We start from the raw sequence: 23,293 nt of genomic DNA on the forward strand, positions 1-23,293 counted from the left end.
CAGAGTAAAAACGCAAGGACTGGCTAAAACCAGGAGAAAGCGATGAATAAAACAGCAAAATTTAATGTTGGTGAGCAGGTAATTCATACACAACAGGGTTATCGTGCTGTCATTATTGATGTCGATCCACTTTTCCAGGCATCTGGCCGTTATAATCCCCAGGCAATTAAGCGGGCCTTTGCGACCCGGAATCCCTGGTATCGCTTATTGGTTGATGAAAGCAGTTTGATAACGTATGTAGAAGAATGCTTACTAAGGAAAGCCCCTGACTCTTCAGCAATCAATAACCCTCTTCTTGGTCATTATCTGAATGAACGACAAGGGAACTATTATAGTAATGCAAGCCGTCATTAGGGTCTGTGATATTTCTACTATCTGGGCCGAAAAACATTAATTTCCTGCGATGCTCGTAAATTAACGTTTCTCGACTCAAGCTAGCGAAATATCAACAAACCCTGGAGAAGTTGTACCATCTAGGTATGTCTTAGCACAAAAACTAATAAAGCAACAAAGCCAATGAGCAGAACACCTAATACACCCATAGTGGAAAAGCTTTTACTGAGATTTTCACGACTAAATTGCTCAGGACGCCCTTTGATACTGCGATATAACACCCAGACAATTAACCCTGCAGCTAATAATCCTAATAGTTGATATAAAGTTTCCATTTACTAGCTTCCTTTTTCTTCAAAACTAAACGCGTCTGCGAATTGTTGTGTACGTGGTAACCCGGCAGCCACTAAACAATCTCTGATGGTATAAACCATATCAAAAGGCCCGCCAATGACTGCCTGCCATTTACTCAGGTCGTTAGGGTGATGCTCAAGTACTTTAGAGATCAGTGTTTCTTTATTCGTGTTAGAAAATAAAGAAAAATAACGAAAGCGTTCCACATGAGCCTGCCATTGTATAACCTTATCATCGAGATACAAATCGCTTTGCGAACGTGCACCCCAAAATAACTCAAAGGGCCGTTTATCTCCACTTGCCAGCAATTGCTCTATCATTGCCTTAATGGGCGCAAATCCTGTACCCCCGGCAATAAATAAAATGGGCCGTGTAGTTTGTAGTTTGTCCAAGTGACACTCACCCAGTGGTAACCGAATAGTTACTACCCCTCGTTGCCTGATTTCAGCAAGTAGACGTTGATTACTGGCATTCCCCTGGCTATGGCGTATATGTAATTCATATTTGCAGGAACCTAAGGGTGCATTAGCAATTGAATAACTTAATTCTTCACCGCCAGATAAAATTTGCAAATATTGTCCTGCCTGGTAATCAACATAGCGCTCAGGCAGCAAAATAACTTGTAAAATAGTATCGGTAAGGGGAGTAATACTCTCTATTCGCGCACTAACAACAGTACTACTCATGTATCCAATTCCAGTTGAGACCAATAATTATCGACTCGCTCTAAGACGCCTTTATCCATAGTAATTGCCGTACCCCATTCTCTCTGAGTTTCTCCTGGCCATTTATTGGTTGCATCCATTCCCATTTTCGAACCCAAACCAGAGACTGGTGAGGCAAAATCAAGATAATCTATCGGTGTATTATCAACCATTACCGTATCGCGCAAAGGGTCCATACGAGTAGTTATAGCCCAAATTACATCCTGCCAATTCCGTGCATCAATATCGTCATCACAGACAATAACAAATTTGGTGTACATAAACTGTCTTAAAAAAGACCAAACCGCCATCATTACTCGCTTTGCATGGCCAGGATACTGTTTTTTAATGGTGACAACCGCTAAACGATAAGAACATCCCTCTGGAGGCAAGTAAAAATCTACAATTTCCGGGAATTGTTTTTGTAGTAAAGGAATAAATACCTCGTTGAGAGCCAGGCCTAAAATCGCCGGTTCATCAGGAGGCCGACCCGTGTAAGTACTATGATAAATAGGCTTGTCGCGATAACTAATTCGTTCAACAGTTAATACAGGAAAAGACTGCACCTCATTATAATAACCAGTATGATCGCCAAACGGTCCTTCATCAGCCTCCAAGCCGGGCTCAATAAACCCTTCCAAAATAATTTCAGCACTGGCCGGCACATGTAAATCACTACCAATGCAGGTAGTAAGTTGTGTACGTTGCCCTCGCAATAACCCGGCAAAAGCGTATTCTGATAACGTATCAGGTACAGGAGTAACCGCTGCCAGCAAGGTTGCAGGATCAGCACCTAACGTTACCGCAACCGGGAATCTCTCGCCAGGATAGGCTTTCTGCCAGGCTTGATAATCCAAAGCGCCCCCACGGTGTGACAACCAGCGCATTATTAGTTTATTTTTGCCTATTACTTGTTGGCGATAAATCCCTATATTTTCACGTGGCTGATGGGGTCCTTTAGTAGTCACTAATCCCCAGGTAATAAGTGGTGCAACGTCACCCGGCCAACAGGTTTGAATGGGCAAGCGAGCTAAATCCACCTCATCTTTCTCCCAAACATGAGTCTGGCATGCTGCGCTACTGACGTATTTTGGTGCCATATTCAAAGCTTGTTTGAGCAGCGGTAATTTACTGAATGCATCTTTAAAACCCTTTGGTGGTTCAGGCTCTTTTAATGCAGCTAAAAGTTTACCTATTTCACGCAAGGCTGTAATAGTTTCTTCACCCATGCCGAGTGCTACCCGTTCAACGGTACCAAACAAGTTGGTCAATACAGGCATCGTACTATTTTTAGGATGAGTAAACAGTAATGCTGGCCCTCCAGCTCGTAAAACCCTATCACTGACAGCCGTCATTTCAAGATTTGGCGATACAGGATAAGCGATACGACGCAATAAGCCGCGAGTTTCTAACTGCTCGATAAAGTCACGAAGATCAGCATATTTCATGAGTAAGAATTCGGGAAAATTAATTGCGTTGATTATGGTACAGGCGACCTCATACAAAAACAAAGGGTAAACTTAAGTCGCCTGTCTATCCGCGAGAACGGGGTGAAGCAGGGCTGCGCAAATAGCGACTCCCAGCAACACCGAAACCAACTTTATTCCTGGCGTTTCATCGCTTCAAAAAATTCAGCATTTGTCTTGTGATTTTTCATGCGCTCGAGTAAGAACTCAATGGCATCACATTCATCCATAGATTGCAGAATTTTACGCAGAATCCAGGTACGATGTAATTCTTCCGGACTCAATAACAGGTCTTCACGACGTGTACCAGAACGATTGATATTAATGGCAGGGAATACACGGCGCTCGGAGATATTACGGCTTAAGTGGATTTCCATATTACCGGTTCCCTTAAACTCTTCGTAAATCACCTCATCCATCTTGGAACCAGTATCCACCAGCGCTGTTGCTATAATAGTTAAACTACCACCTTCTTCGATATTACGTGCAGCACCATAAAGACGCTTGGGTCGCTGTAAAGCATTAGCATCCACACCACCTGTCAGCACCTTTCCTGATGAAGGAACAACGGTGTTATAAGCGCGCGCTAACCGGGTAATAGAATCAAGTAAAACAACCACATCACGCTTATGTTCAACCAGACGTTTTGCTTTTTCGATAACCATTTCCGCAACTTGTACGTGGCGATTCGCTGGCTCATCGAAAGTACTTGCTACCACTTCACCTTTTACCGAACGTTGCATTTCGGTAACTTCCTCTGGACGTTCATCAATTAATAACACAATCAGATAACATTCAGGGTAATTTTTCTCAATCGAATGGGCGAGGTTCTGTAGCATTAATGTTTTACCCGCTTTCGGCGGAGAAACGATAAGGCCACGCTGACCACGACCAAAAGGAGCACAAAGATCAACAACACGAGCCGTCAGATCTTCTGTACTGCCATTTCCTTGTTCCATGACCAACCGCTGGGTAGCGAATAAAGGAGTCAAGTTTTCAAATAAAATTTTACGCTTAGCGCTTTCTGGTGAGTCGAAATTGATTTGATCGACTTTCAGCAGGGCAAAATAACGCTCATTGTCTTTAGGTGGCCGAATTTTGCCTGTTATGGTATCTCCAGTACGCAAACCAAACCGTCTTATTTGGCTGGGAGAAACATAAATATCATCCGGCCCTGCCTGGTAGGAGCCGTCTTCAGATCGCAAAAAGCCAAAACCATCGGTTAATACTTCCAAAACTCCACCGCCAAGAATATCTTCTCCTTTGTGCGAATGTGCTTTGAGGATGGCAAAAAGAATATCCTGTTTACGCATGCGGGCAGTATTTTCAGCCCCCATTTCTTGAGCGATATTAACAAGATCGGCAATGGGTAATTGCTTAAGTTCACTAAGATTCATACTTCTCACTTGATGTGTTGGTTAAACGAAATGGATTTCCGAGATAATTTTAGGAAGGACAACTTGGCATCACTCTAAGTTCGCCAGACTTACTTTACCCATCTTATACTATACAGCAACAAACCAGTAGCGCTATAAAACTAAATTGGGTTAACTTGAAGTGGCGGCTCTGAGTATAGCCACATATTGAACTAAGAGCCTAACATAGCTTTTCCAAGAGATCCACTGTTTTTTTATCTCTCCATCTTTAATTATAAGCTGGAGAGAAGATGGAATTGATTAAAATCAGGCATTACTCTCAACAAAAGCACTTAATTGCGACTTGGAAAGCAAACCCATTTTTACTGCTTCGACTTGGCCATTTTTAAATAAAATAAGTGTCGGAATACTCATAACACCATATTTAGAAGGCGTTTGTGGGTTTTCATCGATATTGATTTTGGCAAAACTGATACTATCGCTGTGATTAGCCGCCACCTCTTCCAGGATTGGTGTTAATGCACGACAAGGACCACACCACTCAGCCCAAAAATCCACTAACACGGGCTTAGTAGAATTCAATACATCCTGCTCAAAGCTGCCATCAGTAACTGTCTTAATGTTATCGCTCATGAAAAACCTCTTGATTAAATTGTCTGACTAGCATTATAGATCACCGCCGATAGCTTGCAACACGCTAATCGCTGCAATTGCCGCAGTTTCTGTACGTAATACACGTGGCCCTAAACATAAGGGCCTAAAATTAAAAGAAAAAATATGTTCGATCTCTTCTTGGTTAAATCCACCCTCAGGTCCGATTAACAAAGCAATGTCTGCCTGGGAAAAATTATAATCTCGCCAGGTCTTTGCCGCCTCAGGATATAAAATAAATTTCAAGGAGGCCTGCTCTTTTTTTAAATAATCGTCTAAAGAGAGAGTAGGTGTAATAACAGGAATTTGATTACGCCCTGATTGTTCACAAGCGGAAACCGCAATGGTCTGCCATTGCGCAAGCTTCTTTTCCATTCGCTCTTTGTCTAATTTGACCACCGAGCGCGCCGTAATAAGAGGAGTAATCGCAGTAACACCCAATTCCACTGCTTTTTGCACGACAAACTCCATACGCTCACCCTTTGAAACAGCCTGGGCTAAATGAATGATTCTTGGCGACTCCCTATTAACGTTTCGTTCTGTTAGCACAGTAACAAGGACTTTCTTTTTGTGCACACTGGCAATGGTTGCATCAAATTCACGATTATCCCCACAAAATAGGACAATTTGTTGGCCTGGCTGCATACGCAAAACCACACCGACATGTTGTGCCGCCTCAGCGGATAACTCGAACTCCTGACCACAATGATAGGGTCCAGGTTGATAAATACGAACAACTCTCACGTTTACTCGCAGCAGGCAATTTTGCCCTAGTATACGTCAGATTTCATGGAGTTAAAGCATGGTCCGGAAGGCAGTATTTAAAAAATACATACGATTTCATCCTCTTAGGTGAATAATCAATTTAATTACCTATTCTTATAAAAATTAATTAAGTGACCGGATGCTCTATGCTAGAATTTTGTTTTTATCTAAGGGGAAATAATTACGATGGCTAGCACGCGTATCGAAACAGATAGTATGGGCGAAATTGCTGTTGACGCCGATAAATACTGGGGAGCGCAAACAGAGCGTTCCTTGCATCACTTCAATATTGGCCGCGATATTATGCCGATTGAAGTATCACACGCCTTCGGTATTTTGAAAAAAGCAGCAGCGCTTACTAATCTTGAGCTTGGCAAATTGCCCAAAGATAAAGCTGATTTAATTGTTAAAGCAGCAGAGGAGGTTAGCAGCGGTTCATTAGATGAACATTTTCCTCTCCATGTCTGGCAGACGGGTAGCGGCACTCAATCCAATATGAATGTTAACGAGGTTATTTCCAATCGCGCAATTGAAATGGCAGGTGGCATCAAAGGTAGTAAAACACCAATCCATCCTAATGATCATGTCAATATGTCACAATCCTCAAATGACACATTCCCTACTGCGATGCATATTGCCGCGGCAATTGCCTTTCATAATAAACTACTGCCTGCTGTACGTAACTTGCGTGATGCCTTGGCTGCCAAGATGAACAGCTTCAAAGACATTGTAAAAATTGGCCGAACTCATTTACAAGACGCTGTACCACTAACCCTGGGACAAGAATTTTCTGGTTATGTCGCGCAATTGGACGCTTGTATCCATCGCATCGAAGGGGTAATGCCTGAACTGTATGAATTGGCGTTGGGCGGCACCGCTGTCGGTACAGGCTTAAATACCCATCCCCAATTTGCAGTTAAAGCGGCAACCCATATCGCCACCATTACCAAACTGCCTTTTATCTCTGCCGCCAATAAATTCGCAGCCTTGGCTTCACATGAGCCCCTGGTAATAGCCCATAGCACACTGAAAACCCTAGCCTGTGCATTAATGAAAATTGCTAATGATGTACGCTGGCTGGGTTCAGGTCCACGTTGCGGTATTGGCGAATTGATTCTACCTGAAAATGAGCCTGGTTCTTCGATTATGCCTGGCAAAGTGAACCCTACCCAATGCGAGGCAATGACCATGGTTTGCGCTCAGGTAATCGGCAATGATACGACGGTTGCTATTGCTGCCAGCCAAGGTAATTTTGAGCTAAACGTGTTTAAACCCGTCATTATATTTAATGTCCTGCATTCATTAAACCTGTTAGCCGACACCTGTCATTCTTTCCAAGAGTTTTGTGTGGAGGGTTTACAGGCGAATAAGACAACCATTGATTACTACCTCCACCACTCTCTCATGCTGGTAACCGCCTTAAACCAGCATATTGGTTATGATAAAGCAGCTAAAATTGCTAAAACTGCTCATCATGAAAACATTTCATTGCAAGAGGCAGCCGTAAAACTCGGATTTTTAACCGCTGAACAATTCAATGACTATGTTAAACCTGAAGAAATGGTAAATCCTCGCTAAGTGGCTCCATTTCAATGACGCTCAGGCCTCTTGGCCTGAGTGTCACTTATTAGAAACAATGAGCCGCCAACCAATTTCATTTCACACTCGATTTCCTGTTTCTAACTCCTGCAAACAAGAACGAAGCAAGCTGACATTATCGCTAAACACCCAATGCAGACCACGATTTAACTCTCTATATAAGCCAAATTTTGAATCAACAAGACCCACACCAACCCGCTGATTAGCTGAGCGCAACTGGTTAATTTTATTATTGTTCAATAGTAAATAGTGACCCAAGACCCCAGCATAACACCTCTTTAAGCTGAGCTGGCAGAACTGGGTAACATTGTTATGGGCGGCGACTAACAACATCACTTCACGTGGCAACTTTGAACAAGAAGCAAAGAGGGGTTCATTCAAACTAAGTAAGTGGTAATCAATACAGGGGGTCAATGGTCTTAAGGTAGAAATCAACGCGGCTTCCTGAGTAAAAGGCGCCTTAAGCTCAATGAATAAATGAAGCCGTTTGCCATATCGATCAATCACTTCAGCAAGGCTAGGCAGAGTAGGGACCAATTTACGCAAAGCCGTAAAGCTTAGGTCTCTGATGGCGAGATCCTTACCCCAAAGCCGCGTTAGGGTAGGATCATGATTGACTACCAACACACCATCTGCTGTCGCATGAATATCAAGTTCTATACCCCAGCATCCTAAAGCCAAAGCACGTTCAAAGGCGGCGTCAGTATTTTCTATTAATTGCAGTTTCTTATCATGTGCACCCCGGTGGGCAATAAGGCAAACCTCTGATAGTACGTTTTTATCTGGTTTTTTTCGTGGTAGAAAAGCAAAACAACAATCAACCGATTTTTCAATTAAATTAAGTATAGCCATCTCATACGCCCGAAGAGTATCCACTAAAATTTTTACCAGACTTCACCTCATAGACAAAATTAATTGGTCTATTTTTAAGAGCAGGCCCAATAAAGATTGACAGCTTAACTGATCTTGAGTATTTTAGCGACCTATGCCGAGGTGGTGGAATTGGTAGACACGCTAGCTTCAGGTGCTAGTGGGGGTGACCCCGTGGAGGTTCGAGTCCTCTTCTCGGTACCATATTAATTTTAAACGTTTAAGCGCTCAAGAGCGCCTTCTCTCAAATAAAGTGATGTTTTTCTTCAGTAACTTTTAAAGTACACTATGCTTTTTTAAAATTAATACGACAAGTCTCAAAAATATGGATATTTCTATATAATGCACCTTACTTCTACCAGCAGCTGGAAGACATTACAGCAACATGCCGATGCTCGTAAATTTAGACTATTAAGTGATTTTAACCCCAGCGTACATACCCAGGATTTTATGACGAAAACCTGTGGTATCCAACTTGATTATTCCTATCAACGTATCACTACAGAAACATTATCTTTTCTCTTTGATTTAGCCAAAGAGCGAGAGTTATTCACCAAAATAACAGGTCTGTTTCAAGGAGAAAAAGTTAATATAAGCGAAAACCGGCCCGCCTTGCATTCCGCGCTTCGAGCACCTGCTGGTACCCCTGTTTTTGTAGATGGACAGGATGTGATGCCTGAAATCTTGAAAGCACGCCAAACTATACAGCATGTTGCAGAGAAGATTAGAAGCAAACAATGGCTTGGTTTTTCTGGGGAACCTATAAAAGATATCGTTAACATCGGCATAGGGGGATCAGATTTAGGCCCTCGATTTTGCGTTAATGCCCTAAGAGAATATATTAGCCCTAGCCTGGGCCTACATTTTATATCAGACGCTGACCCCTCTAACTTTCAATATGCACTTGGCCATTTAAAACCAGAAACCACCTTGTTTATTATCTCTTCAAAATCTTTTAGCACTCAAGAAACACTCTATAATGCTAAAAAAGCCATAGAATGGCTAGGCAACAAACAATATGTGGCAAACCATGTAATCGCCGTAACAGCTAATCAGGAAAAGGCAGCTCAATATGGGATTAAGACTATTATTCCAATTTGGGAATGGGTAGGGGGGCGCTACTCACTGTGTTCCGCAATTAACTTAATCACAGCTATTGGCATCGGCTTTGAAATGTTTAGCGAGCTTCTTGCGGGAGCTCATGAGATGGATAACCATTTTCAATACAGTAATATTTCAACGAATTTACCCATACTTCTGGCACTTTTAGGCATCTGGAATAATAATTTTTTACACATTAACAATTTACTCTTTTGGGTTTATTCCAAAAATCTTGAACTCTTTGTTCCCTATCTTCAACAACTCGACATGGAAAGCAATGGTAAATCTGTTGATATATATGGACGTACAGTGAATTACAAAACTGGCCCTATCGTCTGGGGTGGCTTAGGGAATCAAGCGCAACATAGTTATTACCAATTACTATCTCAAGGCACACATAAAGTTACAGCCGATTTTATTTCACTAAAACCAAATAACGGGCAACTTATTAATGAGCTATGTAATTTAAAGATAAATTTATTAGCTAAAGGTGAAACTGGTTTTGATAGTGCTTCTGATTTTACTCCCGGAAATATAACCATGAACCACCTTCATTTAGATTCGTGTTCACCCTATACTATCGGCGCGCTGGTTGCACTATATGAACATAAAATTTTTGCGCAGGGTGTTATTTGGGGTATTAATCCCTTTGATCAACCAGGCGTTGCCAAGACCAAGCGTAAAGTGAATCATGCCACTGCGATTTAAAGAGTTTAAGAATTACCCGTTTCTTTTTTACTCCCCTCCTTAAAAAGCTAATGTTAAAAGAAGTGTTTTCTTGTAAGCTATATCTCCAGGAAATTCTGCACATAAAGCAAAACTTGGTGTTCTATTATTTTATCCAGCCTCAAGCAATATGTAGTATTAGCAACACAAAGGATTTAATGAAAACACGCTAATTGCAGAAGTATTTATACATACAAATTTGTTCTAATTCAGCATGAATATCTTCCACACAAATCCTTGAGGACAACGGCTATGATTATTTCAGTGTATGGTGCGGGATATGTCGGCTTGGTTTCTGCGGCATGTCTTGCAAAAATTGGGCATCAGGTTCTTTGTGTTGATATTCATACGCAGCGTATTCGTGATCTGCAAGAAGGTCGTTGCCCTCTTTATGAAGAACAACTCCCTGAGTTGATACAAGAACAATTGCAAAACGGCTGCTTACAATTTACCAGCTCGTTAACACAGGCAATCCAGCAAAGCAGTTTGCATATAATTGCAACCGGAACTCCTGAGTTGCCTGACCAAAGTGCGGACTTATCCCAGGTATTCTCAGTAATTGATTCTTTTATTAATGAAATTTGCTCAGACGCAACATTAATAATCAAATCCACTGTCCCTGTAGGAACCGGCGATATTATACAACAGCGAATTTCTGATGGGTTATTGCGCCGCCATGCTTCCTATCGTGTTCAAGTTGTCTCCAACCCTGAATTTTTACGGGAGGGATGTGCTGTTAATGACTTTCTATATGCCGATCGGATTATAATTGGTGGAGAAAAATCTGCACTCATACCACTACAAGAGATGTATAAGCCACTGACAGATCAAGGGATCCCTCTTCTCTGTATGAGTAGACGCTCCGCTGAATTGACGAAATACGCAGCCAACGCCATGCTTGCCTGCAGAATCAGTTTTATTAATCAAATTGGCAGTATTGCAGAAAAAATGGGGGCTCATATCGATGACATTCAACAAGGAATAGGGTTAGATCACCGTATTGGCCCCCATTTTTTACAGGCAGGCATTGGCTACGGCGGCTCATGTTTTCCCAAAGATACTCGCGCCTTACTGCACACGGCAAAAGCCATTCATGCCGAGACAAGCCTATTGGAAGCAATCGAGACTATTAATCAAGTACAAAAAAAATGGGCCATTGATATATTATTCAGGCATTTTGATCATGGCCTCCAGAATAAAACCATTGGCATCTGGGGGCTGGCCTTTAAACCAGGCACTGATGATATGCGGGAAGCAAGTAGTTTGGAGTTAATACGTGCACTCCTTGAAGCTGGCGCAACTGTACGGGTCTATGATCCAGCGGCCATGGGCGCAGCAAAAATCCTTTTCACGGCAGAGTCCGCCATTGTATGGTGTGAAGATGCCGAGTCTGTTTTGAACCCCAACCTTGATGCGTTAGTCATTGCCACGGAATGGCCTGTATTTAAACAATTTCCCTTAGAGGTCTTATCACAAGCCCTTAGAAAGGCCCCCCTCATCGATGGACGCAACTGTCTGGATTGGTACCGGGTACAAGAAGCGCAATTTGCCTGGTATTACTCTGTAGGAAGGCCTGTTCTCCGCAATGGGAACGTGTATGACAATCACCATTAAAAACACTGCTTTTCAGTGAAAAGACCAGGATTACACACTTTTACCATTAGGGTTTGACATAGGTCCCGCAGGCATTTCCCCGTTGGGTCCGACTCTAAGCCCCCTGGGACCATCAATTCGATAGAATGCCAAGGGACGTGCTCAATTAATACTGTAGATTGCCCGATGGTGTTAGCCCTGCCGACATGTCTTGTTCGAATTCAGCAAGCATATTTGTTTTACCCCATAATGGACCATAATAGGCATTCATTTTGAAAAAACCCAGGTTAAATATATTGGTATAGGAAATATTTACCGCATCCTGAATTGAATGGAGTTTATCAAACCTATCGGTGCGATCATTATCGTATTCATCCTTTAAGTCTATCGGATTATTAGCCCCTGGATACGGTCCATACCAAGTCCATATTTCGGATTGATAACGTATTAATGTTCCCAGATCAGAAAAATCTGCCCGGGACAATTTTCTCATGTTTTCCCCGCCATTCTCCTGGTCAACACGAGTAACCCCAGGTTTTGATATAGCTTCTTTCAACGTAATTAAATCATCGAGTCGCTGAACTGCCAACCTAATTTGAGTAGCTTTTTCCTGACTGAATTTGTCTCCCGCACGCACCAGCTTTTCAATTTGGGTTTGACATTTCGCGCTTATAATTGGAAACCAGGTTTGACGGGCTATTGTCCCGGTATTTACGTGAGAGGCCCTGATATTTATTGTATGCGTTTTCGATACCATACCTTTTTGCATTTTGATTTCCTTATCTTGCGTGGGGGAGAATTTAAATACTCTTGGATGTTGAGGTACAAAATCCATAGAAGTCTATACGCAGCATGCCTGGCAATAATCTAGAGCACTGGGGCGGCTGGATTTTAACATTCTAAAATTGGCAATTCAACTATCATTATCTGGTCAGGCGTTTTCTGCACTGTAACCTATCTAATCCTTCATTACAGCCAAAGATTCGCCATAACGAATGCTTGTTCCGGCACGCAGAGTATCCAGCCAATCCACACGCCGACCATCAGCAAATAAAAGCACCACCGTTGAACCCAATTTAAAATAGCCCATTTCGTCACCTTGCCGTATACTTTTACTGGTGGTGATTTGATTGGCGGAAAAATATTGTTTTTCCACTGAACGCTTGATATCCCCACTCCAGCGGGTACCAATAGCGCCTACAATTGTTGCACCGACCAGAACCATTGCCATCAAACCAGCCCGGGTATCAAAAAAAGCAACTAACCGCTCATTACGAGCAAACAATTGAGGTATAACACGCACAGTAGTAGGCTGGACAGAAAATAATTTTCCCGGCACATAAATCATTTCTCTTAACGTTGCATCAATAGGTATATGAATGCGGTGATAATCCTTTGGTGACAAATAAAGCGTGGCGAACCGCCCTTGTGAGAATTGCCCGCTTACGCTTTCTTCACAGGCTAATAACTCTGTTGTCGTGTAATAGCGCCCTTTGGCCTGGAAGATCTGTCCTTTTTCGATAGCCCCCAACTCACTGATAGCCCCATCTACGGGAGAAATAATATCGGCTTTGGCAAAAGGTCGGCATTCAGGCTTTAAATGACGAATAAAAAAGTCATTAAAACAAGCGTAATTATTGGGATTTTCTTCTCTTGCCTCTTTCATATCCACACCATATTTTTGAATAAACCACCGAATCAGCGTATTTTTAATGGCAGGAGTACGTACATTCGCCAAGAAGCCAGCCAAATGAGTAAGAGCCGGTTTTGGTATCAAATATTGGGGCAACGTTTTTAAATAATCATTAACCATAGGAAACAAGTAAAATAAAATCAGTTGCGAATAATACCGTGAAAGACCGTCATTATCATAGCCTTGATAGTTAAATGATAGATTTCCACTTGATGTTATTGGCAAGATGATACGACATTGGCTGTCTTTTCATTCATTTTCTTATAAATTTCTGCGTACGCTTCCAACGAATTAAGAAAAACCTGCATATTCAGCTTATCCATTTTCATTATCGTACTGTATCCTGGTGGGAATTCATTTCTATAACGACTAAAATCTTCCTGCATTGCCTTAATAACTCTTTTAAATAAGAACGTGTTTAATGAATTCTCATTTACCTTTCCATTGGCAAAAATATTGGCAAGAACTTGACGATTACTCGGACCCTGCTGGTCATAAAGATAACCTCGTACCTCCGGTCCCCTTCTTTTCTGACTTAGAAAATTAAGCCTGTAAGGTTCATATTCTCCCAGGGCGGCTTCAACCATTTTTTGAAAAGCGCTTACATCCATACTGTTAATCCATCTATAGACCGCGCTATTAAATTGGGCCATATTTTTATGAGTATAAACATGCGTAAAACGCCCCTCTTCTCGTGCGTACTTTGTTGCGCTACAAGTATAAGCGAGTGCATCAAACTCACCGCGCTCACAAGCATCACGCACCCCCATAAGATTGACATCCACTTGACCAATAGTGTCTTTGAGCATTTCAGGGATCAAATGAGTAATGAGCAGCGTATTCAAAGAGGTGGTTTCATGTCCACCTACACTTAAAATAGAAGCCAGGCAATTAGCGCCATCGTCATCACAGTCTTTTAAATAAAGCTGCACCTCTTCAGCTCGTGTACGGTTTGCTACGATATTCCATGGACTGGGTTGATAGCATTCTTTAATAATTGCCAAAATATGGCCTTCAAGAATCTTTTTATCCAGCGCATTAGCCCAATCAAATAAAGCACTTAAACAAGCATTAACGATTTCCTCTTCCGTATGGGAGCGCTTCAGTAAAGCAGGATAATCGTATCTTACGCTAGTGAACAACTCTGCATCGGTAGAACGCAAATGACGTTGAAAATGCAATCCACCATAGTAACGCTGTAACTCTTCAACAATTTTAACAAATTTAAACGCCCAGGTACTTCTACCGAAAGTCTTATAAATATCCTTTTCATGGTCTCTGATTATTTTTGCTAAATCATCACAAAAAGCCTGATTATTTTCTATCGTCAGTTCAGTTAAATTTAAACGATAGTACTGATGAGCACATTTACTTAATTGCTCAATAAATTGTTCCAGAATATATAACCCCTGACGTAAGCTACTATTTGAATCGCATTCTATCCGCCTTGATTCACTAAGAGAGGGTGTTTCACCAAGGAGCTGCCAAGCTTCTGTTAATGAGCTCAACTCATCGATCATCACCGACTCACCTAGTTCTAAAGGCATGGACTCCGTTGACAAATTATTGGCCAATTCATGAGCTAAAATACGCGCCTCAAGAATAATGTTATTCAATTGAAGTACATGAGCATCGCGCCAGATTTTATGGTAGCGCTGCTCCAGCGTTTCCAAATTGTATCGCCCCTCGGGTCCTACACAATAGGCATCCAAAGGGCTTGCATCACCGGTTTCTGGAGTTATGGTTGTAGTAGTGGATTTCTTCGATTGGTACTGGCTCCAACAATGATCCATCCTTTTATTTTGACACGTTGCCCACCCCTTAATCTCATGATAAACCGACGGTCTATTACGCAAAAAACTGCTAAAAGAGACGACAGGCACACCACTTTTGTTCTTATCACAGCCAATATAGAACACTACAGCTCGATAAAACTCATCATATTGCTCTTGTAAAACTGCCATCATATGATCAATAAATAATTGCTTGTCAGCTTGTTCCGTAAATAATTTAGGGTGGCTTTTTTGCAGTTTCTCTTTCTTTTCATCGCCAAGAGAAAAATAATCTAAAGGTAAATCGCCCAGATACTCTTCTAAACGCACACGCAATACATTGGGGTCAAAAGTGAGCAATTCCTTCAATAATGCAGCAAAAAGCTGCTCTTGAAAATGAACCGTCTTCTCATTAATTTCTGTAGACGGATTCTCGGCTAAGGCTTGAAATGCAGCGTAAGACATGCAACGTTTATTAACATTAAGATTGCCTGGGAGTGCATTAGAAGGCCAATGTGTTCTATCGTCAAGGATTGGAAAATTATCCAAATTGGTCGACTTTAACCTCATCCCTTTTTCCGGCGCCTCCTTGAGAATGCCATCAATCAAGCGTTGGCCTTTAATAATGGAAGTGATATGGTAAAGAAACATATCCCAGTCAATCATGCCGACGAGGCCAATATTACCAGGATGACGATCATCACATTTGTAGTGGAAGGCAGCGACCAGCCATTCAACGACATTGTAACGCAGTAACGAAGCCACAGAAGGGCATACCTGCTCCCTCTTTTGTGGATCAGCAGGAATTGTTTCCAGTGAACAAAGCAAGGGTTTAAAGTTGGTTAAACTAATCGATATTGAACCTACAATTTTGCCCTCATCATCAAAAACAAGACGATCTTCCGCTGCACGATCACCGAGTGCAAGACGAAGCGCTACACTGATAGCGACAGAGTACTTGGCAAGTAAGGGTGGATAGGTGCTATCCAAAGGTTTAAAAAATCCGGTCTTTGTTTGGCCATCAACATCAACAAATTCAACTTCCGAAACCTCATGACCAGAGGGCGTTGTAGCTCCCAAAAATTTTAACTGTTGATAACGTAACGCCTTCACTGGCAGGGTCATTGATCCATTCCTTAGAGTCCGATTCCAGAGGAATATTCATATTAAGCAGAAATGGACACCCAGTTCAATGGTATTATTATGACAATATTGAGTCGTCATAAATTAATTTGATGATTTAATGGACTCGTTGAATTGCCTTTTTGAGTTATAAAAAGTCTTTGTGGATTTAAATTTAACTTTAAGGATAGCAAAATCATCTAAGGTTTAATTTCCAATTAATAGGACTTAAAAAAAAACAATTAATTTAAAATTTAAACCTCAAGCTGCTCTTAATTTCCGTTAATAGAATTTGCTTAAGAAATCATTCTTATCGTCATCCGATACTATCAACTCAAAGATTCCTATCGCAGGCATAGTCATATAAGATAAGTACTAGAAATCAAGGTAGATAACCCGACCTGACTCAGGACAGTTGTTATTAAAAAGGGACGTACTTTATGATTAACAAACAAAACCCTATGGAAGGCTTTAATCCAGTCAGATGGGCATTTATTGTTATTTATCTTATTCTTACTGTTGCCTCCGTTTTTTGGCATTCCCCACTGGCTTGGGATATTGTACCCATCGTACTCGTCTTTTCTATTTTTATTGCTGTCTCACTACATGGCAAAGAACGTTACGGGATGAAGAATCTGCTGATATTTTTTATCATTACCTGGTTTGTCAGTCATTTTTTCGAGGCCCTTAGCATTCAAACCGGTTTTCCTTTTAGTTATTACCACTACGATAAATTAGCGGGGCCACGTTTATTTCAAGTCCCTCTTATTATCATGTTGGCTTATTTTGGAACTGGTTATGCTTCCTGGATTTTATCCCATATATTGCTCGATCAATACGCCAAGAGGCTTCAAGGGAAACAAATCTTTTTAATCCCCTTGATTGCAGCATTCATCATGGTTATGTGGGATCTCTGCATGGATCCATTGGCATCCACTGTTGGTTCCTTATGGGTATGGAAAGAGGCAGGCAGTTATTTTGGTGTCCCTTTAAAAAATTATTTTGGCTGGTTTCTGGTCGTTTATCTTATTTTTCAATTTTTTGCTCTTTACATTGCTAAATATGATCTTGAACAAGCAAGCAAAATAAATGTCTTTTCTAATCGATTCTTCTGGTTGGAAGCCGTGGCAATTTATGGGATCCAAAGTTTGATACAAATACTGGAACCTTTCAGTGCCTCAAGTCATATGGAAATTTATGGGCCCATCGCTTTAATTACTATTTTAACGATGATGTTCGTAACCTTACTGTCCTATCTGAGTATTAAAAATAATAGCCACTTAAAAGGCTAATATCTTGCCGCTATTAAAGTCCCTCTGTCATTTTATCATTTGTCGAATACCCAAACTGGTATTGATAGTTGGAAAGTAGAATGAAGCATAAAGTGACTGTCATAGCGACTAATAAACCCGGTAACCAAAAGATTTTCATGATGGTGGCTTGCTCTGCAATAGGGAGTCCGACTGCACCAAGACCTGCGGCTATTGCCCAGATGGTGGAGACACCACGGCAACGGTATTGAGCGGGGAGTTGAAGATAAAGTAAATAATACAATGAGGCGCAAATTAATGCATTGGTTAGTGCATAACCAGTAATAGCAATTAAAACCCCGACCGTCTTTGCTTGTAGAGTAAAATAAAAAAGGGCCGGAGCAGTTATAATTGCCAGCAACATGCTTGCGCGCATCAAATGATACACCTGCTTAGGCTTGGCAAAATAAGCAATAGGTATCGCCAATAAGGCCGAAGCCAATTGCGCCAGCGAACCGGTCCATGCACAAGCCTTCTCACTCCACAACTGCCTATCAATTGCAAAAGACACCCAAAACACATTGCAGATATAAACAGTTATGCTCACAAAAAAAGCAATGGCAGCAATATTTACAAATCCTCGCCAGTAACGTCGCCAAATACCGGCCATCGGCAATTGATTTTTACGAAACTCCGGCGACTCTTGTAATTGTTTACGTAAATGACAAACCCATAAGGAAACAAAACCCACTAAAGCAAAAATGATTCGCCAAACTTCCGGTAATGAAATGTACTGCAACAAAGTTGCTAAAGCACTTCCTATAAACATACCGAAAGCACCACCTGCTGCAACCAAGGCGCCTGCTAACAACACCCTGTGAGGATGATGCTCGACTAAAAACATGGCAGAAGTATTTATTTCTCCTCCCAACGCTAAACCTTGTGCCATGCGTAATAAAAGTAAACCCCAAGTAGCCCATAAGCCTATTTGTGCATAATCCGGCAAAAGGGCGATACCTAATGTAGCCAAACCCATCAGTGCAGCTGAAAATACCATTGGATTACGACGACCACTCAAATCAGCTTTACAACCAAAAAGCCACCCCCCCACAGGGCGAGCAAAATAGGCTGCAGCAAACAAAGCAAAAGTCAGTTCCAGGCTATACTCAGAAGGCGGGAAAAACTTCACGGCAAACACTGATTTAGCTAAATAAAGATAAAGACTGAAATCTAGCCATTCTAGAAAAACGAGCGCTAAAACAAGGAGTAAGGCTTTTCGCTTCATGGAGATAATACAAGGTAAGTAGGTTTTTGAATCACTTTGTTGCCATTATACATCATTTGTAAAGACGAACTAAGTTCTTCTATCTAGCTTGCCAACACAAGCATCAATACTTGCAAAAAGAATAAAAAACCTTCATCTTAACTCTTTCTTTGACAAAGCTTGGAAATAGATTTGATTAGTGAGAAACGTTGTTATGCAGTTTAATGTTATTGGCGCTGGTCGCTTAGGAAAAAATATTGCCTTAGCTCTGACTAACTCCGGTTTGGCACAGCTTGCCGCAGTTTGCAACACCACCCTCGACAGCGCTGAACAAGCAATCCAGCAAATCGGTTCAGGCTTTGCAGTTACCCAGTTAGCTGATCTGCCTAAAGTGAATTTAACTTTTATTACTACACCCGATGATCTTATTTACTCCATTGCCGAGCAATTGAAGGAACAAGTACCGACAGATTGCTTTATTGTGCACTGCAGTGGTGTTTTGAGTTCTGCTGAATTAATGCCGCTAAAAACCCGTGGCTGTCATATTGCCAGTCTCCATCCATTAAAAGCATTTAGCGAAGGGAATCTGGATCAACGTGCCTTTATGCATTGCGATTGTGTTATTGAAGGTGATGAACTGGCGGTTGAATTACTTACCCCGCTATTCACAACATTGGGGGCAAGGATTATTCCCATTAAAGCGGATGGCAAGGCTATCTATCATGCGGCTGCAGTCATTGCCTCTAATTATCTGGTAACTTTGGCAGCAACTGCCGCTGATTTACTGCAAGAAGCAGGTATTGAGGCCAAGCCGGCTCAACAAATGATCGTAAATTTGATGACTAGCAGCCTTAATAATGTGCAACAAGCAAGCGAGATAAAAAATGCACTTACCGGTCCCTTGGCACGTGGCGATTTCAATACTATTAGCAGGCATTTAAAGGCTTTGAAAAATTGCTTTGCAAATGAACTCTACCGCCATGCTGCACTTGCTACGCTACCAATAACTGATTTAGACACCAAGCTTAAGAGCGCGTTGACTGTCTTATTACAAAAGGCACTCTAAGATAAGAAGGCCTGGATTTCTTCAATCGACCTTATTTTTCTGAATACGCTTCACATAAAGCGTTTTTTTGACCGTCGCAATGATCTGTTTGCTTTCATCATAAATCTGAGTATGGAAAATGGGTAATGTTTTACCATTATTTTCACTCAGAGCCTGTTTTATGGCATCCAGCTGTTCATTATCCAGAGTGAAATCAGCATAAACGCGGCCTTTTCCTGGCTTGATATAGTTAATTTCTCCTTCTTTATCCCACACAACGTAATCAGGTCCTAAACGGTGGATCAACAGGAGAGCAAAAAAAGGATCTGTCATTGAATACAAACTGCCACCAAATTGAGTACGCATGTAATTTTTATTGTACCAACGGAAAGCCAGAGAGACTTGAGCAAAAGAAAAATCCTTAGCAATTTTCTCTACTTTGATTCCAGCCCCCCAAAAGGGCGGCCAGCAATTCAAAATAAAATGGAGCGTGCGAGCCGATAATTTCATAGAAGCTTACGCACCGGTGGTATTACCAGATACCTGCATGGCCGTCACATTTTGCAAACCACGCGGCAAGCGATTACCACGACGGCCTCGCTCACCCTGGTAATGGCCAAGATCAGTCGCTTTCAGGGTAAAATGACGTTTACCGGCATACACGGTTAAGGAATCATCAGCAGATAATATTTGCAGATCGATGACAAACTCTTCGCGTTGTTGTGCCTTGGCAGAGGGGATATTAATCAATTTATTCCCTTTGCCTCTGGAAAGTTCCGGTAACTCACTTGCTGAAAACACAAGTAACCGTCCTGCATTGGTAACGCAGGCGATAAATTGCGATTCTTTCGCTACAAATAAGCGTGGTGGTAATACCCGGCTGTTTTCAGGCAATTTAATACAGGCTTTTCCGTTGCGATTTTTAACATAGAGCTCTTTCAATTGGGTAACAAAACCATATCCAGCATCACTGGCTAATAATACCCAATCCTCTGCCTCACCACTAATAAGCGCTTCAAAATGCATCCCATCACTGGGGTTTAACTTACCGGTTAAGGGTTCTCCTTGGCCGCGTGCAGAGGGTAAAACATGGCCGGGCAAAGTATAAACCTTACCTTCACTATCAAAAAACACAACTTGCTGGTTAGATCTGGCATTCGTTTGCGCTTTGAATTCATCGCCCGCTTTGTAACTTAATTCACGGCCATCAATATCATAGCCTTTCGCGGCCCGAATCCATCCTTTTTGTGAAAGCACTACCGTGATGGGTTCATTAGGAAGAATATCTTCTTCTTTCAACGCTTGAGAATCCTGACGCTCAACCAATGGCGCTCGTCTGGCATCCCCGAATTGATTACGATCAGCAGTAATTTCATCTTTCACCAGGGCTTTTAACCGCTTTTCATTGGCTAAAATTGTCTGCAAGGAATCACGTTCATTATTCAAGTCATCCAATTCTGCACGTAATTTGATTTCCTCCAGCTTGGCAAGATGTCGTAACTTCATCTCCAGAATAGCTTCTGCTTGCCTTTCACTTAATTTAAACCGTGCAATAAGCTCTTGTTTAGGATTGTCATGTTCTCGAATAATGGCAATCACCTCATCAATATTCAGATAGGCTATCAGCAAGCCTTCCAGGATATGGATCCGTTCAAGTACTTTATCGAGGCGAAACTGCAGACGTCTCTTAACGGTTGTCAGACGATAAGTTAACCATTCTTGTAAAATGGTTAGTAGCCCTTTAACACGCGGCTTGCCATCCAAACCAATCATATTGAAATTAATGCGGTAACTGCGCTCCAAATCGGTCGTAGCGAACAAATGTGACATTAAACCTTCGACATCCACTCGATTTGATTTCGGTACGATAACAAGACGAGTTGGATGTTCGTGATCGGATTCATCGCGCAAATCCTCAACCATGGGCAGTTTCTTTTGCTGCATTTGTGCAGCTATCTGTTCTATTACTTTTGCGCCAGAAACCTGGTAGGGTAAGGCTGTAATCACGATATCATGTTTTTCCAGACGATAAATCGCCCGCATTTTTATTGATCCCCCACCTGTCTCGTAAATAGTACGAATTACATGGCTGGGTGTAATAATTTCTGCTTCTGTTGGAAAATCAGGACCTTTAATGTGGTTACACACAGCAGTTAAATCTGCATTGGGATTATCAAGTAAGTGAATGCAGGCATTAGCAACTTCTGTAAGGTTATGAGGCAGGATATCAGAAGACATACCGACCGCAATTCCTGTTGCACCATTGAGCAGTACATTGGGTAATCTGGCCGGCAATAACGAAGGCTCTTGTAGAGTGCCGTCAAAATTATCAATCCAATCGACGGTTCCCTGCTGCAACTCCGCTAAAAGCAAGTCAGCGTATGCTGACAAACGGGCTTCGGTGTATCGCATTGCAGCAAAAGATTTCGGATCATCTGCAGAACCCCAGTTACCTTGCCCATCAACAAAAGGATAACGATAAGAGAAAGGTTGAGCCATCAATACCATTGCTTCATAGCAGGCTGAGTCGCCATGAGGATGGAATTTACCGAGGACATCCCCCACGGTACGTGCTGATTTTTTATGCTTTGCACTGGCTTTCAAACCCAATTCCGACATTGCATAGACAATACGTCGCTGTACTGGTTTTAGACCATCAGCAATATGGGGTAGGGCTCTATCGAGAATAACGTACATGGAATAATCAAGATAGGCTTTTTCAGTAAATTCAGTAAGTGGTTTACGTTCTATGGCATCGTTCATAACACTGGGATTTTATACTTCAATTTGCTAATAACTATCATCGTAGTGCAAATAGGGTTAATAAGAAAAGCTATTTTAACAATTAATCATCATTAGCGCGAACTAAACAAATGAATAACCTGTTAATAAAATTTTTGTGAAATCATGACAAAACATATAACTTATTGATTTAAATAAGATTTAAATCAAATATTTTCTTCTAGGCTACGTCGAACCTGTGGATAACCTTGTGAATTAAAAGAATAACTTTTTGTAAACAAATAAAAAAACCTGTAGCTCTAAGCGTCCAGGAAAATTAGTAGATCAATTTAAAATGGTAGCCAATCAGCCAAGCAAAACTAACCTCCAGCGAAGTTAGTTTTGCTTTGACTCAATCTCATGGGCTTCTTACCTGGGACTGGCAAAAAAATCTGAATAAAACCTTATTTAGTTTTCTTGCGTAGTTTTTGGATTGCACGAATCTGTGCAACTGCACGAGCTAATTCTGCTGCTGCTCTTGAATAATCCAGCTCCGCACCTTTATGAGTAATTGCCTCTTCTGCGCGTGCTTTTGCAGCCAGTGCAGCAGCTTCATCAATTTCTTCCGCACGCTCGACTGTATCAGCCAGCACGGTTACATAATGAGGCTGAACTTCGAGCATACCACCAGAAACATAATAGATTTCCTGTGCACCACCTTGGTGTGTAACACGAATTTCTCCGGGTTTAAGCACGGTTAATAAAGGGGCGTGACCAGGAACAATTCCGATCTCACCCAATTCGCCTGTGGCGATAACCATTTCGACAACACCCGAAAAAATTTCTTGCTCAGCACTAACGATATCCAAGTGCGTTGTTCTTGCCATG

20 protein-coding genes and 1 tRNA gene are annotated in these 23,293 nt (G+C 41.7%); 7 read left to right on the plus strand and 14 right to left on the minus strand.

The features are described 5' to 3' along the window. Window positions 1-42 precede the first annotated feature (42 nt). Entirely contained in the window at window positions 43-354 is a 312-nt protein-coding gene (gene hspQ, locus Lfee_RS08890) for a heat shock protein HspQ (protein WP_058445932.1), read from the plus strand. A gap of 119 nt (window positions 355-473) precedes the next feature. Here hspQ and Lfee_RS08895 read toward each other — a convergent pair whose 3' ends face one another. The 6 genes from Lfee_RS08895 to Lfee_RS08920 form a co-directional block, all read right to left on the minus strand. Beyond that, window positions 474-668 carry a hypothetical protein gene (locus Lfee_RS08895; protein WP_058445934.1) on the minus strand — a complete coding sequence of 65 codons (195 nt, stop codon included), beginning with the start codon at window positions 666-668 and terminating at the stop codon, window positions 474-476. A 3-nt stretch (window positions 669-671) separates the two neighbouring features. Next, the gene (locus Lfee_RS08900) at window positions 672-1,373 is read right to left on the minus strand and encodes an NAD(P)H-flavin reductase (protein ID WP_058445936.1); all 702 of its coding nucleotides are present in this window, start codon (window positions 1,371-1,373) and stop codon (window positions 672-674) included. Beyond that, window positions 1,370-2,839 (minus strand): 4-hydroxy-3-polyprenylbenzoate decarboxylase, encoded by a 1,470-nt coding sequence (ubiD, locus tag Lfee_RS08905; protein WP_058446302.1) that lies wholly within the window; start codon window positions 2,837-2,839, stop codon window positions 1,370-1,372. Before ubiD ends, Lfee_RS08900 begins: the two co-directional genes overlap by 4 nt. Window positions 2,840-2,991: 152 nt before the next feature. Next, entirely contained in the window at window positions 2,992-4,254 is a 1,263-nt protein-coding gene (gene rho / locus Lfee_RS08910) for a transcription termination factor Rho (RefSeq protein ID WP_058445938.1), read from the minus strand. A gap of 285 nt (window positions 4,255-4,539) precedes the next feature. Continuing rightward, on the minus strand, window positions 4,540-4,866 hold the full coding sequence (gene trxA / locus Lfee_RS08915) for a thioredoxin (protein ID WP_058445940.1): 327 nt from the start codon (window positions 4,864-4,866) through the stop codon (window positions 4,540-4,542). Window positions 4,867-4,899: 33 nt separating this feature from the next. After that, window positions 4,900-5,628, minus strand: a complete 729-nt coding sequence (locus Lfee_RS08920; RefSeq protein WP_058445942.1) for a 16S rRNA (uracil(1498)-N(3))-methyltransferase — start codon at window positions 5,626-5,628, stop codon at window positions 4,900-4,902. A 207-nt stretch (window positions 5,629-5,835) separates the two neighbouring features. On the opposite strand from Lfee_RS08920, the gene fumC reads away from it, so the two are divergent. After that, window positions 5,836-7,227 carry a class II fumarate hydratase gene (fumC, locus tag Lfee_RS08925; protein WP_058445944.1) on the plus strand — a complete coding sequence of 464 codons (1,392 nt, stop codon included), beginning with the start codon at window positions 5,836-5,838 and terminating at the stop codon, window positions 7,225-7,227. 81 nt (window positions 7,228-7,308) lie between these two features. Here the strand turns inward: fumC and Lfee_RS08930 are convergent, their stop codons facing one another. Beyond that, the gene (locus Lfee_RS08930) at window positions 7,309-8,100 is read right to left on the minus strand and encodes a glycerophosphodiester phosphodiesterase (protein ID WP_058445946.1); all 792 of its coding nucleotides are present in this window, start codon (window positions 8,098-8,100) and stop codon (window positions 7,309-7,311) included. A 135-nt stretch (window positions 8,101-8,235) separates the two neighbouring features. Here Lfee_RS08930 and Lfee_RS08935 point away from each other — a divergent pair. The 3 genes from Lfee_RS08935 (at window position 8,236) to Lfee_RS08945 (ending at window position 11,559) form a co-directional block, all read left to right on the plus strand. Further along, window positions 8,236-8,322: transfer RNA gene (locus Lfee_RS08935), tRNA-Leu, on the plus strand. Between the two features lie 135 nt (window positions 8,323-8,457). Further along, complete coding sequence (pgi, locus tag Lfee_RS08940; protein ID WP_414092962.1) at window positions 8,458-9,927, plus strand: glucose-6-phosphate isomerase; 1,470 nt, start codon at window positions 8,458-8,460, stop codon at window positions 9,925-9,927. 270 nt (window positions 9,928-10,197) lie between these two features. Further along, on the plus strand, window positions 10,198-11,559 hold the full coding sequence (locus Lfee_RS08945) for a UDP-glucose dehydrogenase family protein (RefSeq protein ID WP_058445950.1): 1,362 nt from the start codon (window positions 10,198-10,200) through the stop codon (window positions 11,557-11,559). Window positions 11,560-11,704: 145 nt separating this feature from the next. On the opposite strand, the gene Lfee_RS08950 is transcribed toward Lfee_RS08945, so the two are convergent. From Lfee_RS08950 to Lfee_RS08960, 3 genes are all read right to left on the minus strand, one after another. Beyond that, window positions 11,705-12,373, minus strand: a complete 669-nt coding sequence (locus tag Lfee_RS08950) for a hypothetical protein (protein ID WP_131753132.1) — start codon at window positions 12,371-12,373, stop codon at window positions 11,705-11,707. 123 nt (window positions 12,374-12,496) lie between these two features. Continuing rightward, complete coding sequence (asd, locus tag Lfee_RS08955) at window positions 12,497-13,351, minus strand: archaetidylserine decarboxylase (protein WP_058446304.1); 855 nt, start codon at window positions 13,349-13,351, stop codon at window positions 12,497-12,499. Between the two features lie 95 nt (window positions 13,352-13,446). Beyond that, window positions 13,447-16,128 (minus strand): hypothetical protein, encoded by a 2,682-nt coding sequence (locus Lfee_RS08960; RefSeq protein ID WP_058445954.1) that lies wholly within the window; start codon window positions 16,126-16,128, stop codon window positions 13,447-13,449. A 437-nt stretch (window positions 16,129-16,565) separates the two neighbouring features. Here Lfee_RS08960 and Lfee_RS08965 point away from each other — a divergent pair, with 437 nt between their 5' ends. Further along, window positions 16,566-17,417, plus strand: a complete 852-nt coding sequence (locus Lfee_RS08965; RefSeq protein ID WP_058445956.1) for a carotenoid biosynthesis protein — start codon at window positions 16,566-16,568, stop codon at window positions 17,415-17,417. A 13-nt stretch (window positions 17,418-17,430) separates the two neighbouring features. Here Lfee_RS08965 and Lfee_RS08970 read toward each other — a convergent pair whose 3' ends face one another. After that, window positions 17,431-18,660, minus strand: coding sequence for an MFS transporter (locus Lfee_RS08970; RefSeq protein WP_058445959.1), 1,230 nt, complete (start codon window positions 18,658-18,660; stop codon window positions 17,431-17,433). A gap of 193 nt (window positions 18,661-18,853) precedes the next feature. Here Lfee_RS08970 and Lfee_RS08975 point away from each other — a divergent pair, with 193 nt between their 5' ends. Next, the gene (locus tag Lfee_RS08975; RefSeq protein WP_058445961.1) at window positions 18,854-19,705 is read left to right on the plus strand and encodes a Rossmann-like and DUF2520 domain-containing protein; all 852 of its coding nucleotides are present in this window, start codon (window positions 18,854-18,856) and stop codon (window positions 19,703-19,705) included. Window positions 19,706-19,726: 21 nt separating this feature from the next. Here the strand turns inward: Lfee_RS08975 and Lfee_RS08980 are convergent, their stop codons facing one another. The 3 genes from Lfee_RS08980 to Lfee_RS08990 form a co-directional block, all read right to left on the minus strand. Further along, entirely contained in the window at window positions 19,727-20,194 is a 468-nt protein-coding gene (locus Lfee_RS08980; protein WP_058445964.1) for a DUF4442 domain-containing protein, read from the minus strand. Window positions 20,195-20,200: 6 nt separating this feature from the next. Next, window positions 20,201-22,447, minus strand: a complete 2,247-nt coding sequence (parC, locus tag Lfee_RS08985) for a DNA topoisomerase IV subunit A (protein WP_058445966.1) — start codon at window positions 22,445-22,447, stop codon at window positions 20,201-20,203. A gap of 422 nt (window positions 22,448-22,869) precedes the next feature. Continuing rightward, window positions 22,870-23,292 (minus strand): F0F1 ATP synthase subunit epsilon, encoded by a 423-nt coding sequence (locus Lfee_RS08990; protein WP_058446305.1) that lies wholly within the window; start codon window positions 23,290-23,292, stop codon window positions 22,870-22,872. Between the last annotated feature and the right edge of the window lies 1 nt (window position 23,293).

It is taken from the genome of Legionella feeleii (genome assembly GCF_001467625.1).
Classification (GTDB): domain Bacteria; phylum Pseudomonadota; class Gammaproteobacteria; order Legionellales; family Legionellaceae; genus Tatlockia; species Tatlockia feeleii.